General features: G+C 41.9%; 13 protein-coding genes. 6 read left to right on the forward strand and 7 right to left on the reverse strand.

The genetic code is table 11. The features are described 5' to 3' along the window. The first annotated feature begins 6 nt into the window (after positions 1-6). The 4 genes from R7Q41_RS05480 (at position 7) to R7Q41_RS05495 (ending at position 1,934) form a co-directional block, all read left to right on the forward strand. Positions 7-489 (forward strand): MarR family winged helix-turn-helix transcriptional regulator, encoded by a 483-nt coding sequence (locus R7Q41_RS05480; protein ID WP_053350391.1) that lies wholly within the window; start codon positions 7-9, stop codon positions 487-489. Between the two features lie 23 nt (positions 490-512). Further along, on the forward strand, positions 513-866 hold the full coding sequence (locus tag R7Q41_RS05485) for an MmcQ/YjbR family DNA-binding protein (RefSeq protein ID WP_017633985.1): 354 nt from the start codon (positions 513-515) through the stop codon (positions 864-866). 119 nt (positions 867-985) lie between these two features. Further along, positions 986-1,420 (forward strand): DUF962 domain-containing protein, encoded by a 435-nt coding sequence (locus R7Q41_RS05490; protein WP_005377800.1) that lies wholly within the window; start codon positions 986-988, stop codon positions 1,418-1,420. A 202-nt stretch (positions 1,421-1,622) separates the two neighbouring features. Beyond that, positions 1,623-1,934, forward strand: coding sequence for a hypothetical protein (locus R7Q41_RS05495; RefSeq protein WP_005377799.1), 312 nt, complete (start codon positions 1,623-1,625; stop codon positions 1,932-1,934). Positions 1,935-2,080: 146 nt separating this feature from the next. On the opposite strand, the gene R7Q41_RS05500 is transcribed toward R7Q41_RS05495, so the two are convergent. From R7Q41_RS05500 to metA, 7 genes are all read right to left on the reverse strand, one after another. Further along, positions 2,081-3,172: a hypothetical protein gene (locus R7Q41_RS05500; RefSeq protein ID WP_025766727.1), complete on the reverse strand. Its 1,092-nt coding sequence runs from the start codon at positions 3,170-3,172 to the stop codon at positions 2,081-2,083. A 1-nt stretch (position 3,173) separates the two neighbouring features. After that, positions 3,174-3,650 carry a hypothetical protein gene (locus R7Q41_RS05505; protein WP_025766726.1) on the reverse strand — a complete coding sequence of 159 codons (477 nt, stop codon included), beginning with the start codon at positions 3,648-3,650 and terminating at the stop codon, positions 3,174-3,176. Positions 3,651-3,659: 9 nt separating this feature from the next. Then, positions 3,660-6,836 carry a response regulator gene (locus R7Q41_RS05510; protein ID WP_318144404.1) on the reverse strand — a complete coding sequence of 1,059 codons (3,177 nt, stop codon included), beginning with the start codon at positions 6,834-6,836 and terminating at the stop codon, positions 3,660-3,662. A gap of 156 nt (positions 6,837-6,992) precedes the next feature. Next, positions 6,993-9,149, reverse strand: coding sequence for a GGDEF domain-containing phosphodiesterase (locus R7Q41_RS05515; protein ID WP_025766724.1), 2,157 nt, complete (start codon positions 9,147-9,149; stop codon positions 6,993-6,995). Beyond that, positions 9,149-10,078, reverse strand: coding sequence for a phosphate/phosphite/phosphonate ABC transporter substrate-binding protein (locus R7Q41_RS05520; protein WP_033905206.1), 930 nt, complete (start codon positions 10,076-10,078; stop codon positions 9,149-9,151). Before R7Q41_RS05520 ends, R7Q41_RS05515 begins: the two co-directional genes overlap by 1 nt. Before the next feature lie 267 nt (positions 10,079-10,345). Then, positions 10,346-11,071 (reverse strand): type IV pilus biogenesis/stability protein PilW, encoded by a 726-nt coding sequence (pilW, locus tag R7Q41_RS05525; RefSeq protein WP_017820928.1) that lies wholly within the window; start codon positions 11,069-11,071, stop codon positions 10,346-10,348. 179 nt (positions 11,072-11,250) lie between these two features. Next, positions 11,251-12,192 carry a homoserine O-acetyltransferase MetA gene (gene metA, locus R7Q41_RS05530; protein ID WP_005377792.1) on the reverse strand — a complete coding sequence of 314 codons (942 nt, stop codon included), beginning with the start codon at positions 12,190-12,192 and terminating at the stop codon, positions 11,251-11,253. Between the two features lie 340 nt (positions 12,193-12,532). Here metA and R7Q41_RS05535 point away from each other — a divergent pair, with 340 nt between their 5' ends. Then, complete coding sequence (locus tag R7Q41_RS05535) at positions 12,533-12,919, forward strand: DUF6559 family protein (protein ID WP_005377791.1); 387 nt, start codon at positions 12,533-12,535, stop codon at positions 12,917-12,919. Positions 12,920-13,042: 123 nt separating this feature from the next. Next, positions 13,043-13,378 carry a DMT family transporter gene (locus R7Q41_RS05540; RefSeq protein ID WP_069593657.1) on the forward strand — a complete coding sequence of 112 codons (336 nt, stop codon included), beginning with the start codon at positions 13,043-13,045 and terminating at the stop codon, positions 13,376-13,378. Positions 13,379-13,605: the final 227 nt, after the last annotated feature.

The raw sequence follows: 13,605 nt of genomic DNA on the forward strand, positions 1-13,605 counted from the left end.
GAAATAATGGATGCAATTGATAGAGTGGTAGAGCAGTGGGCTAGGGAGAAGCCAGACCTCGACACTGAACCGATGGCAATAATGGGTCGACTAATGCGAATTGCAAAACACATGGAATCTAGGGTCGCCGAGCTACATAAGAAGTACGATCTTAAAATGGGTGAATTTGATGTGTTAGCGACACTGCGTCGAGCTGGTTCACCATATTGTCTTACTCCCTCAGCGTTAATAGAGTCGATGATGCTCACTTCGGGTGCGATGACTAATCGCTTAGATAAACTAGAGAAGAAAGGGTTTATTACCAGAACCCATAGTAAAGAAGACCGACGTAGCGTCACCGTTGAACTAACAGAGCAAGGCTTAACCTTAATTGACAAGCTAATTTTGGAGCATGTAGACGTTCAGCAATCGTTATTGCATGGTTTAGAAGGCAATGAAAAAGCGCAGGTTAACCAGGCGTTAAAATTGCTATTGCCACAATTTGAATGAGAACGCAGAAGGAGGTAGGGGATATGAAAAGCAAAGAACTAGAACAATACTTAAGTACCTTCATGTGTGCAGAAAGCGATTTCCCATTTGGGCCTGAAGCGCTTGTATACAAAATCAAAGGCAAGATGTTTGCCATCATTGCAGAGAGAAACGGTCGGGAGTATGTCAGCGTAAAAGTAAAACCAGAAGATGGAGAAGTCTTAACGTCGCAGTTTACGGATATTATCCCGGGTTATCACTTAAATAAGCGTCATTGGATAACGGTTTATTTTAACGGTGATGTCGAGGATGGGTTGATTCAAGACTTGTGTGAACGCTCTTATGCTCTTGTCGTTGCCAAGCTGCCGAAAGCACAACGAGCGTTGCTTGGTGAGTAATCGGCAACGCACTGGCCTCTGTTGTTTTGTCGCTCGTTGCTCCTAGCCTTTACGGAAAAATTCGCACCTTTTTCATCCTCGGGCTATATAAGAATAAGAAGGTGGAAAAGGGGAATGATATGCGAGCATTATCTGAATGGCTAAAAGAATACGGGGAGAGTCACCAAAACCCTATCAACCAAAAGATTCACACAATCGCAGTTCCAGGTATTTACCTTTCTGTGGTTGGACTTATTTGGTCGATTCCCCAGATTTCATTATTAGGCTTCGAACTTAATTGGGTTTGGGTAGCGGTGATCCCCACTTGGGTTTTCTATTTTCGTTTGTCTCTGAGCGTATTCATGATGATGATCGGCTACACATTAGCGTGCATTGGACTTATTTGGTCTCTAGAGGTATTGATGTTGCCCGTTCTGCATATTTCTATGCTTTTGTTTGGCGTATTGTGGATATTGCAATTTATCGGTCACAAGATTGAAGGTAAAAAACCGTCGTTTTTTGAGGATTTACAGTTTCTACTCATCGGCCCGATTTGGGTGTTCAGAAAACACTAGCGATAAGCAAAATCAGGCATCATCCGAATGATACAAGACATATAACGTTCAGAGATTATGTAGCTCTTACTACATAATACCTCTCCTTCTTATTGCCACGACAAGCATTCACTTTAGATACGCACTATGATTAAAGAGGTGCCAACGCACTTTACGCTATCGAGATACTTAAACTTACGGCAAGTTTACTTTAGGGGGATGAATGTACGACCGACAATATAAATATGCCTATTGGAGAGAAGAGCGTAAAAAAGGCAAATGGCACTATATATTAAAGTCCTTCTTTATGATTTGTTGTGCATTACTGCTTGGTAAAGTCATCGGTTTGTTCATTTTTGGAGAGCTGCATTCTTTAAGCGACATTTGGGAACAACTCCCTGCGGATGTTTTTATTATGATGCTCGTGGGCTTCCCAATTAGTGTCCTTGGTTGGTACCACGAAGAGTCAAAGTTTTTCCGGGCACTGCGACGCAAAGAAAAGCGGTTAAAAGGCAATCAAAACAAACCGAAATAGAGTAACCTTTGTCTCTGTTTGGATTGCCACTTACCTATCTGATCGATTCTATCCCTTCCAGTCGTTTAGCGTTTAGTTACGTGTTGCAAAAAGCCTTCTTAATACAACAGCCCCCAGTGTTGTGGAAATTGGTACTGTAAGAAACATTAAAAAACGAAGTTGAGCATTAGCGTATAAAGGCTCGCACTGTCATCCTTTGGGGCTGATGAAAACGCGCCAGAGCTATTATTGTAGGCGTTGAACCTTTGCCATTCTGCGTTCAGGGAAACGTTGTAATCTAGGTCGTATCTCAACCCGAGTAAGAAACTGTCTCCACTTTTTTTATCCCGACTATTAAACTGCTGACCGTAAACAATATAAGGAGTCAGCTTGTTTACATTATAACTTGTTGTCGCGTACCAAGATGAGGAAAGATTGCTGGTCTGTCCTTCTGCCATAATCACAATGTTATCGAGCTCGTATCTTAACCCTAGAGAAAACAGATCGATCGTGTTGTTTTTTTCTGTTTCAACTAGACGGTCAATGATTGTGGTTCCGCCACCGGGAGTGGACTGCTCAATGTTAGAGAGCGTCGTTGTTTGATCATAATCGCCGTGGAGGTAGGAAAAATTCCAACGATAGCTCTCTCCGCTTAGCGTTAAGTTCATCCCTGCAGTATTGTTTGACTCAATTTCCAATTCAGTACGTTCATTGATGGTTACGTCACTATTGTCTTTAAACCCGACAAACGGCATGGCGGTAAGTACGACTTGCTCATTGAGGTCATGAATCCAGCGTGCAGATAGGCCGTTATAAGCCGTGATACCTAGAATGCTGTCATATACCTCATTCGGTGGGCGGGCTTGGGTAAAAGCGTGGCCGACATAGTTGTACTCAGACATCAAAAACAGTGGCAGTCTTAAGCGTCCTCCTCGTATTTCTATGTTTTGATAGGTATAAGCCAAATACGCCCACTCGAGCTGAGGCGAGCTCCAATGGTCTTGCGGGCGCTTTACGACTTGTGCGGATGCCCGAAATGCCTTGTGAAAATAATCGAGCTGCATGCCGAATGTGGTATCGCAATCGAAACAAGATTCATCGCCAATAAAGCGGTTAACTAGTAACGTAGTTGGGTTATCGGATTTTGCCCACGACGTAGAGCCAAAACCACTTAAAGAAAGTTGTTCTGTTAGTTCAATCGTGGCTGAGCTCGGAAAGGTCGCGATACTCAGCGATAACATGGTTAAATATTTTTTCATATCAATTCTCCGAGCTAACCACACATAAAACATGAGCATTACTAGGGACGCTCGATGTTGGGGCATAACCAATTCTATTCGGCTTCTCTTGCATCCATGCTATGAGGTCATCAATGCTGGAGCGTGCAATCACTTTTGGCGGTCTAGCTTTACCAGAAAAAGACAAGCTTGCCCAATGCGCGTTCATTTGCGCTAAATTTTTGTTGAGAAGATAACGATAGAACTCAGCTCTTTCTGTTGATGTCGCAGGCCAGTCAGAGAGTTCAATTCGCTGGCCTTGTAAAAGTTGCGTCTTCCCTCTGTACAACTTTCGCGCTTTATTTACAGTGAGCGGAGAGAATTCGTCATTAAATGAGAAAACGGCGTAGCTTTCTGCAGCGAGAGCTTGGCAATTTAATGAAAGAAGGACAATCAGAATAAACAGATAGCGTTTTATGTAACGCAAAGGAAAAGCAACGCGAGAATGATTTCTACTCATAGAATCCACCTACATTGCTTGTTCAATTTGATACAACAGTTTTTCTTTGCGCACAGGCTTTGGTACGTAGGCATCCATTCCTGAATCAAAGCAGCGTTGAATATCATCATCAACGACGCTTGCTGTTAATGCGATAATGGGCGTCTTAGCTAATCCTTTACTCGCTTCATAAGCTCTAATTTGCCTAGAAGCTTCAAACCCATCCATTATGGGCATCATGCAATCCATCAAAATAACATCAAACTTTCCATCTTTTTGGAACATTTCGACTGCAATTTGTCCGTTTTCTGCGACTTCGAATTGATAGCCTGCTTTAGATAGCAATAGAGAAGCCACTTTCTGGTTCACTCTATTATCTTCGACAAGCAAGATGCGTTCGGAGCGAATAGGCGTTACCGTTGCTTCTGGTTGCTCAGAACTTGCAGGTAGTTCATGAGTTTTATCGGGGGTGGTGTTCTCTTGGTGTGGTTCAGCAGGCGTCGTGTTGGAAACACGTAACCCAATTGCCTTATCTAACTTCTCTTTAAGCAACCCTGCTTTAAACGGTTTGGGCACATAGTCATCCATTCCAACGTCAAAGCATTTTTGTATATCGTCATCGACCACACTTGCCGTTAGAGCAATAATCGGAATTCTGAAAGCGCGTTTTTCTTTTACTTCTATTTGACGAATTATTTGGGTGGCTTCAAATCCATCCATTACGGGCATCATGCAGTCCATTAAAATTAGGCTGTATTGATTCTGTTGAAATTTCTCAACCGCTTCTTGTCCGTTTACAGCGACATCAAAGTCGAAGCCAGCTTTTGTGACGTGTAGCCCCGCGATTTTTTGATTGACCGTATTGTCATCAACGACTAAAATTTTCGGCAGAGATTTAACATGTTGCGCTGAAGTGCTCTCTTGTTGTGCGTGCGAGAAATTTGCCGCACAACTTTCAAGTGCTTTAATTAAGCGCTGCCCTAGTAGTGGCTGAGTGACCAAGGCGCTGATACTGTTTCTAAAGTCGAATTGTGGGCTATGAAGGTGCTTGATGAGGCAGACACGAATGTTTCGTTTACAAAGGCTTTCTATCTCATCGATATGCATCGCCGCTGCATTTGGTGATGCTTCTACATGAATAACGATAACGCGCTCGTTATCAATCCACGTTGGCAACGCACTTAAGGTATCTACTGACTGTGTTATATTGATGTTGAAAAAACTTAACTCGTTACGCAGTTTTTGTTCTAGTTGAGTACTGCTGCATACAATCCATATGTCGTTGTGATTCAGAGCGTGATAAGCGTTAAACTCTTGCGTCACAACAGGAGCAGTTAGTTCAAAGAAGAAGCGACTGCCTTTACCTTTCTCGGATTCAAGTTGAATTTCTCCACCCATTAGCTCAACTAATTGCGTGCTAATGGCAAGCCCAAGTCCAGTTCCCCCAAATTGTCGGGTAGTAGAGTTATCCTCTTGGGCAAATGGAGCAAATATTTTCTTTTGCTGCTGGGCATCAATACCAATCCCAGAATCTTTAACGGAAAACTCGATGACCGCTTCACCATTTTTTATTTCGCGGGTGATGACCGATAGCTCTACACTGCCTTGTTCGGTAAATTTTACCGCGTTAGACATGAAGTTCATGACAACTTGGCGTATACGATGGTCATCCAACATTACGTGGTAAGGCGTGTTACGGCTAATGTTGACTTGCACATCGATGCCTTTTTCCTTTGCTTTCGGTGAAATGATAGAAGCAATGTCATAGATAGACTCTCGAACACAAGTTGAATGTGGGCTAATGAGCAACATCCCAGATTCAATTTTTGAGAAGTCTAGAACGTCATTAATTAAACTCAAAAGCAGTTGGGAGGAGGTTTCAATCGTATCGACGTAATCGCGTTGTGTGGCAGTCAGGGAAGTATCGGATAAGACTTCAGAGATACCAATAACGCCATTTAGCGGCGTGCGGATCTCGTGGGACATGTTGGCCAAAAAGCTACTTTTGGCTTTACTCGCCTTAATTGCATCATCTTTTGCTTGTTCTGCATCTTCTTTAGCTTGTGTGAGCTTTAGTCTGGACAACATCCGCTCATCACTAAGCTTTTTTACCTCTCGAGCAAACTTACTCAGCTCGTCTTTACCCTTTATTAGTTGAGCAAGAGGTGAATTTTCAGTGTTACTTTGTTCATTGCTTTCGTTACTGAGAAATTTGAGGACTAGATTCAAGTTTCCAGTAACTTTTCGCACCAATCTTAGCGTTAAACTTACGACCAACAGCGTTAAAAGGCTCATCATTGCGATAAAGGTAAAGCGGTGCTGTGTCGTCGTGTTGATTGTCTTTGATATATCATCACTCAGCTGCTGTTCCATTTTGTCGTCAACACTTTGTAATAACGATAAGCGTTTGTTGAGTGCAGATAACCCCGCATCAATCTCATCCGGGGTTAATGATTTGAGTTGAGCTGGTTGCAATAAATAAGCACGAAACTCTTGGCTTTTGATAAAGACTTCACCCGTAAACGTCTCAATGAGCAGATCTACTTGTTGTTGATTGGCATTTAGCGTCACAAAACGCTCTAGAAATAGTTGTTGGTTCTGGATTAAAGATTGGATAGAAGCCTGTGTTGTGAGGTCATACTCGTTATTTTCCTCTGAAGATCGAATCAAATATTCGCTTAATCTATGCTCTTCAGTGGACCAAAACATCAACCATTCAAGTTGCATCAAAGAAGAAAGGTGAGTGTTTGTTTCATAACTCACATTTCTAAAATAGACTTTGTCTAATCTCATGAGGATTTCTTTGAACGTATCAGCGCGCCACTCTGCCGCATCTAACTTTTCTTCTTGATTTTGCGAAGAGAGCATCGAGAGGGTTGCTTCCTCAAAGCTTGTCAACTGGTTTAGTATCTCAGCGTTTTCACCGAATACTGGTGCTGCAGTGTCGCGTAACAATTGAGATATCTGCTGAGTTTTTAGTTGCTTATCTATTACATCAGGGTTATTCGGTAGGTGATAAAGCGAAGATACGCGGTCTATGTAGACAGAGAATAACTGTGCTTTTTGTAGTTCCTGAGCCTGGATAGAAAGGCTTTGTACATGTTTACCCGCGAGGACAAGCAACAATAAAATTGGCAGCAAAACCAACCCAAATAGCTTTTGTTTTACCGACAGGTTGTTCCAAGAAAAGATTCCTACCACGCGCATTTCCATATCCAAGAAGTTGATATGAAAAGTGTAGTTTATTTATCTCAGATGTTAGATTTTAAGAGAAAATTCATATTAATGAGGTGGGGGAAGTGTGACCGATATTGCATTACGAGTACTAACGCGCTAAGCGGCAATAGTTAACAAAACGGCGTTCTAAGCAAAGTGATTGACGCTTTGAGCGCCACTCCCTCGTTGGTATTCAAATGCAATCAATTCCTCGGCAGGTACAGGTCTACCTAAGAAAAAACCTTGTACGACGTCACAGTGGAGAGACTCCATTCGTGTGAGTTGAGTTTGAGTTTCTACGCCTTCGGCTACTACTTTCATTCTTAGGTTGTGAGCCATGGATACAATCGCGCGAACTAATGAATCGTCTTGATCGCTTTTTCGGATTTGAGCGATAAATGAACGATCAATCTTGAGCCCGTCAAAAGCCATATGTTGTAGGTAGGCAAGGGCTGAATACCCCGTACCAAAGTCATCTAGCCAAACTTCCACTCCGATACTTTGTAGTTTTTTAAGCACATATTGAGCTTTCTCTGTATCATCAATAAAAAGTGACTCTGTCACTTCAACATGAATGGTTTGAGGGGCGACATCATGTCGTCGTAAATACTTAGAAAATAATTGACTTAAATCTTGGCGATAGATTTGTCTTGGGGACAAGTTTAATGCGATGTGAAAATCCGTACCGAAATGTTCTGCCCACATTGCCCGCTGAGCAATTGCCGTCTCAATGATATGTTCTCCAAGCTCCAATATTAAATCACTTTGCTCTGCGATCGGGATAAACGATTCTGGACTGATATAGCCTTTCTCGGGATGATTCCACCTAACCAATGCTTCGACCCCAATTAGGCGATAGGTTTTTAGATCAAATTGTGGTTGATACCACAGCTCGAATTGAGACAAGTCACGTACTGAACGACGCAGTTCTCGTTCTATGTATAAACGTTGTTTAATCGTTTCATCAAACGTGGAATCGTATATCGTCATAATGTCTTTACCGCGTCTTTTAGATTCCTGCGCCGCAAGAGAGGAAAGCTGTAAAAGAGACTCAGCGTTTGAACCAAATTCTGGATACACAGCAATTCCGAGGCTTGCCGTAATTTGAATATCGTTCTCTTCCAAACTAAAGGGAGAGAGTAGTTGGCGATGAATATCGTTCGCTTTTTCTCTAGCTTCATGATTGTCCGAGCACGGAAAGGCCAGTACAAATTCATCCGCACCTACTCGACTTACGATGGTAGAAAGGCGGTAAAGCGGCTTAAAATAACTCGGCAAACGGCCTTGAAGCTCTGAGGCAAGATGGCCTAGCAATTTATCCCCAATGTTATGTCCATAGTTATCGTTAATGTGCTTAAAGTCATCCAAGTCAATAAACACAACCGCGAGTGAGGGGGATTTGTGGTCAGTTATTTGCGTTTGAATATCAATGAGTAACTTTTCTCGGTTTGGCAGGGAAGTCAGAATATCGTGGTACGCCATGAACTCAACTCGGCTGGTGTATCGGTTCACTTTGTTTGACATTTTGTTGTACGCCGAAATAAGTTCTCCCACTTCATCTTTGCTTTGTATGTCGGTGACTGGCAGCGCTTGGGTATTTGACTCTGAAAATTGATCTTTTAGTTGCTTGAGTGGCTTAGTTAACGACCGCCCCAAAGCATAAGCGATGATGCTACCGAATAGAACGGATATCCCACTGATCGTTAGCAGCAAGTTAAACATCTTCTGTTTATCGTTTGAGGTAATCGCTTGGACTTGTTCAATGTTCTGTTCTTTCTCTTCCAGTAGATGTATCAAGTTAAGCTCAAGATATACCGCCCCAAGAGTTATGTTTGATTGCTGAATCGGCGCTGCGATCTCCAACTGATGCTTGGAAAAGGAAACGAGAGTTCTGGATTCTTCTATTGCTTTCAAAATAAAAGGAGAGCGGTAATGAGGTTGGGCAAACATCCTTAGCTGAGTAGTGCCGTCGTGAAAGATTAGCCCTTCATTGTCAACAACATGTATTTTCGAGACATCTGGCTGGCTCAATGTTGCCTTAATTTGCTCATACGCTTGACTGATATTGTCTGTATAGAGTGGATCAAAAAGCTGTTTTGATAATAGCTCTGCATAAACCAACCCTTTTTGCTTAACGTAAGATTCTGTTTTTTCTTGAGAGTTGTTCGTGATTTGTTGAGTTAAGCTATTTGAATACGCATCGTAACCGTGCATGTATAACGCAAGATTTATCACCACAACAAACAAGACAACGAACATTGTCGAGCAAATGTATTTGGTTTCGAGTGAGAGCTTTTGAAACATCAATCCACCTTCGGTAACAAGTGAACTGACTTGCGCACTGTACTTAAGGAGGCTCGCATTTCTGGAGTAAGCGCGCTAAATTTTTTGGTGTTCTGAAACTTTTTAAGTGCGAGAGAGCCTTCGTGAGTTGTATCCATATCAAGCAGTATTGACGTGATTTTACGCTGTTGCTCTAGGCTCATGCTTGGAGAAGCGAGAATTAAATCCCTGGGTATTTCAACAGAACGAGAAAAAATCGCTAGTTTGTCTTTCATGTTCTCTGGCAAATCTTTGGGATTGTTCCAGTTGAAGTTACTGAATGCTCCTGCTGCAACTCTCTGTTTATATACCCATACAGATAGGTTGATTTCATTTGACTGAGCGAGTTGCTCATCAAGGAATAAATAACCAATGCTGTCTTTGGCCGGTTTGTCATCAGGAGAGGGAAGGTATTGCAGTTTTTCTCCGTGATTCAGCAATGTAATCGCAGGTAGGTAATAGCTGCTGGTAGACGTGCGCTTTTCGAAAACAAGCGTTTTTCCGCGCAGGTCAGAAAATGACTCAATGCCACTCTCTTTATTAGTAAAGAACACCGTATGATATTTTTGCAGGCCTTTTTTCCATCGTATAGCGAGGACTTGGCTATTAGACTCCTTTTCTAAGGTCATCGCATTAAAGGGGGTCGCCGTTGCAATTTGAACGGTGCCATTTTCAAGCGCAACCGCGAGCTGACGATAATTTTTAAATACCTTTACCGCCCCTTTTGCGTAACCATATTCAGCCATATTTTCAGTTACATACTGGGTAAGGGGCGTCGCTTTTTTGATTTTGCTTTGGGCTTTATTCGACACAATGCCAAACGTGAATGTTTTCTCAATATTATCTTGTGCACTGACGACAAAAGGTGAACTCAGCAAAGTGAGTAATAACAGAGTGCAGGCAGGTTTCATCCGGCTTCAACTTCCTTCTGGTGCATGTCAGTAATATTTAGTATTTATCAATGTGCCGAAATCAATCTTAAAAACAGTATGATGTACAAATTTCGTTGTGTGCGCACTTTTTATAATGTGACTTGGTCACTTATTCCGTTCAAATAGTACCGAATTTGACGTTTATGTACAGGATGAATGTATCACCGTGAGTCTGAATTCACTGGATTCTTGGTCAAGCGCTGTATTGGCTGTGAGCTAATGCGCCTTATGTATCGCTATTTTGTACTAAGAAAATTTTTCCAATTGTTTTTGATACTTTTTCTCGAGAGCTTCATTGCCTGCTGCACGTTCAAGTTGAATCATGAGTTGCAAAGAGGGCTTCTTCACGCCATACATTTGATTGAATCTCATTAATCGAATTCTAGCTTCAGTATAATCACCGCTATCAATTTCTATTTTAGCGAGTTGCAAAATCGATTTTGGTCTATGAGGGTCATGATCGATAGCTCTAGTAAAGTAGTATCTCGCTTTGTCTTTATCTTGTGATTTTAGAGCACAAAAAGCTGCATTCTCATAGCTCGCTGGAATAAGGTAGTAATAAGGCTGCTCAATGGCTCGATTAAACATCTGATCGGCTTTTTCGAAGTCACCTCGCTTGCAAAGAAAAGTACCGTAGTTATTGAGCACATTTCCGTTTTTAGTGTGTTGGCGTAGAGAGCGTTTATACATCTGTTCGGCTTTAATATCTTCACCAACCGTTTCGTAGTAGTGAGCCATAGATAATTGCGCGCGATAGTATTGAGGTGCGTGGTTTAAGGCTTGTTGTAAGTTATCATGCGCGCGAATCATGTTACCGCCGTCTAAATAACCTAAGCCAAGTGCGATACGTGATTCTGCCATTGCCACAGGATCGGCTTTAACGACAGGGCTTCCATCTTCTTTCACCGTCACGCAACCCACGAGTGCAAACTGAGACAATAATATTAGTGCACCGAGCTTTGCTGTTTTCATTCTTTATCCCTACATCCCTAAATCTTTCTGCATGATATGAATTACTTAGCAAAAGCCTATTGAGGAAAAAACACTATGCGATCAGGTTTGCAAACTGTTATGAAAAAGCCGCCATATGGCGGCTTGGTTCACATATTACATTTCGGTAATGATGAGTGCTTTGTTTGCTTATTTTGAAGCTAATCGTCTTTAGTGAAAGCATCTTCACTGAAGTGATCGAGGTCGTACGGTGTTTGCTGATAAACACAGTAGTTCAGCCAGTTTAAAAAGAGGAGGTGTCCATGGCTTCTCCAGCTTGCAATTGGTGGGTTATCTGGGTTGTTGTTTGGGTAATAGTTGACAGGAATAGCGGGCTCCATACCTTCGCTTAAATCTCGGATATATTCATTATGTAAGGTGTGAGAATCATACTCAGGGTGTCCTGTGACAAAGACATTGCGTTTGTCTTTTGTGGTGGCCAAGTACACACCTGCGACATCCGATGTCGCTAAAATGTCTAAGTCAGTATGCTCTTCTAGAAAGTGAGGCGAAAAATCTGCGTAACGCGAGTGAGGAGCCAAAAACGTGTCATCAAATCCGCGTAAGATAGGGTGAAACTGATGATGGATTTGATGATGATAAACACCTGAAAGTTTTTCTTTACGCGTTTTTTTAGGTAGATCGTAGAGTAGCTTTAACCCTGCTTGCGCAGCCCAGCAAACATAAAGAGTAGATGTCACATGATCTTTTGCCCACTCCATGATGGTTTTGAGATGATCCCAATAAATGACATCTTCAAATTGCACCAAACCTAATGGAGCCCCAGTAATGATCATGCCATCGAAGTTTTTATCTCGCACCATTTCAAATTGGCGATAAAACGTGTCTAAATGTTCAGTTGGCGTATTTTTACTCGGGCGGTTATCAATGCGCAGTAATTCGACGTTAACCTGTAGTGGGCTGTTTGAGAGTAGACGCAGAAACTGAGTTTCAGTCTCTATTTTTTTTGGCATCAGATTAAGGATCAGCACTCTTAAAGGACGTATTTCCTGACTCGCTGCACGCGTTTCACTCATCACGAAGATGTTTTCTGTCCTTAATACATCGGTAGCTGGTAATTGATCTGGAATTCTAATTGGCACGACTTTCTCTCCCTAAGTATAGTCAATCTAGACGTCTATACTTCTAAAGCTAACTTAATTAAGTTTAGATGTCGATACGAAATCCGACTTTTCAATCTACTCTTTACATTATGGTAAACCGTACTCGGGGTTGTCACACAATTGTGACTAAAGCAGAGTTTCTGATGAGATAGGTTTGAAACGCAGTGTGTACTATTTGCTGGTAATTATGCGATCACGTTAATATGTGAAGGTGACTTCGTAGTAAGGAAGTCTCAAATTAATGAGCCATACTAAAAACAATCAGCTCACCATTTTGCATTAATGTGCATATTTGGAAACATCGTCAGTGGAGGACATTATGTTCGGTATTTTCAAGAGAAAGACAAAGATTCAGAGCATAGCTCAAGAAGTTCCTTGCGTGCTACTGCATTCGTTTGGTGATAAAGACATTTATACGCCGGAAGAGATTGATCAAGCTCTTCAAAAGCTGGGTTATGATAAGAGCAAGGATATCAGTCATTATCAGTATGCGTATGGAATGTTTGCCGATGAAGCCTCTTACGAGCTCCTAGAACTAACGGATGAGCTAGGTAATTATGGTCATTTCCAACGTGAAGTAGGTAAGATGCTACTCAATACACCTGAGCCGATTGATATGCATATCTACTTTGAAATTTCTCGTCAGCACCAAAACGTCAGCCTTTCACCTGGTCATCAAAAAGTAAGCGAAAGTGATGGTGTGTAAACATCGTTAGTGGTATTCCATCGTGAGATGAGTTGGGTATAATGCGCGGCCTAATTATCCGGACATGTTGTCGGTTACATTTCTGTTGAGCGTTAATGCCTTATGTTCAAAATGCTTGTCTCTATGCCACCAATGTTGGCGCTGTCGATCGCGATTGTATGTGAAGTGATTGCCACTTCTTATATTCCCAAAACAGAGCAATTTACGAAAGTAATGCCGAGCACAGTTGTTTTGATTGGTTACGGCATCGCTTTCTTCTTGCTTTCCGTCACAGTGCAAACAATGCCTGTTGGGGTTGTTTATGCCATATGGAGTGGTGCTGGGATCGTTTTGGTTGCGACGGTTGGTTACTTTGTTTACGGACAGCGTCTAGACTTACCAGCCCTAGTTGGTATTGGGTTTATCATCGCTGGTGTGTTGATCGTAAATTTATTATCCAAAACAGTAGGGCACGAATAACGCCACTCTACTTGTTAAGTGAATAAGAAGCCGCAGCGAGAAATTGCTGCGGCTTTTTAGTACAAATTCAATCGCTAATGGCGAGTATTGATATGACGTCTTATTGTTGTATTCATCACGGTCGCATTATGTGATTGAAAAACAGGCATTATTTAGCGCATTGAAAATACAAAGTTATGTTTCTTCAAACTTTAGGAAAGGGCAGTAGATAAATCACTCCGATAGAT

It is taken from the genome of Vibrio sp. 2096 (genome assembly GCF_033339595.1).
GTDB classification, from domain to species: domain Bacteria; phylum Pseudomonadota; class Gammaproteobacteria; order Enterobacterales; family Vibrionaceae; genus Vibrio; species Vibrio alginolyticus.

Excerpts from the sequence above, each read along its gene's own strand:
- R7Q41_RS05480 (WP_053350391.1), top strand. The coding sequence starts at position 7 with ATGGATGCAATTGATAGAGTGGTAGAGCAGTGGGCTAGGGAGAAGCCA.
- R7Q41_RS05485 (WP_017633985.1), top strand. The coding sequence starts at position 513 with ATGAAAAGCAAAGAACTAGAACAATACTTAAGTACCTTCATGTGTGCA.
- R7Q41_RS05490 (WP_005377800.1), top strand. The coding sequence starts at position 986 with ATGCGAGCATTATCTGAATGGCTAAAAGAATACGGGGAGAGTCACCAA.
- R7Q41_RS05495 (WP_005377799.1), top strand. The coding sequence starts at position 1,623 with ATGTACGACCGACAATATAAATATGCCTATTGGAGAGAAGAGCGTAAA.
- R7Q41_RS05500 (WP_025766727.1), bottom strand. The coding sequence starts at position 3,172 with ATGAAAAAATATTTAACCATGTTATCGCTGAGTATCGCGACCTTTCCG.
- R7Q41_RS05505 (WP_025766726.1), bottom strand. The coding sequence starts at position 3,650 with ATGAGTAGAAATCATTCTCGCGTTGCTTTTCCTTTGCGTTACATAAAA.
- R7Q41_RS05510 (WP_318144404.1), bottom strand. The coding sequence starts at position 6,836 with ATGCGCGTGGTAGGAATCTTTTCTTGGAACAACCTGTCGGTAAAACAA.
- R7Q41_RS05515 (WP_025766724.1), bottom strand. The coding sequence starts at position 9,149 with ATGTTTCAAAAGCTCTCACTCGAAACCAAATACATTTGCTCGACAATG.
- R7Q41_RS05520 (WP_033905206.1), bottom strand. The coding sequence starts at position 10,078 with ATGAAACCTGCCTGCACTCTGTTATTACTCACTTTGCTGAGTTCACCT.
- pilW (WP_017820928.1), bottom strand. The coding sequence starts at position 11,071 with ATGAAAACAGCAAAGCTCGGTGCACTAATATTATTGTCTCAGTTTGCA.
- R7Q41_RS05535 (WP_005377791.1), top strand. The coding sequence starts at position 12,533 with ATGTTCGGTATTTTCAAGAGAAAGACAAAGATTCAGAGCATAGCTCAA.
- R7Q41_RS05540 (WP_069593657.1), top strand. The coding sequence starts at position 13,043 with ATGCCACCAATGTTGGCGCTGTCGATCGCGATTGTATGTGAAGTGATT.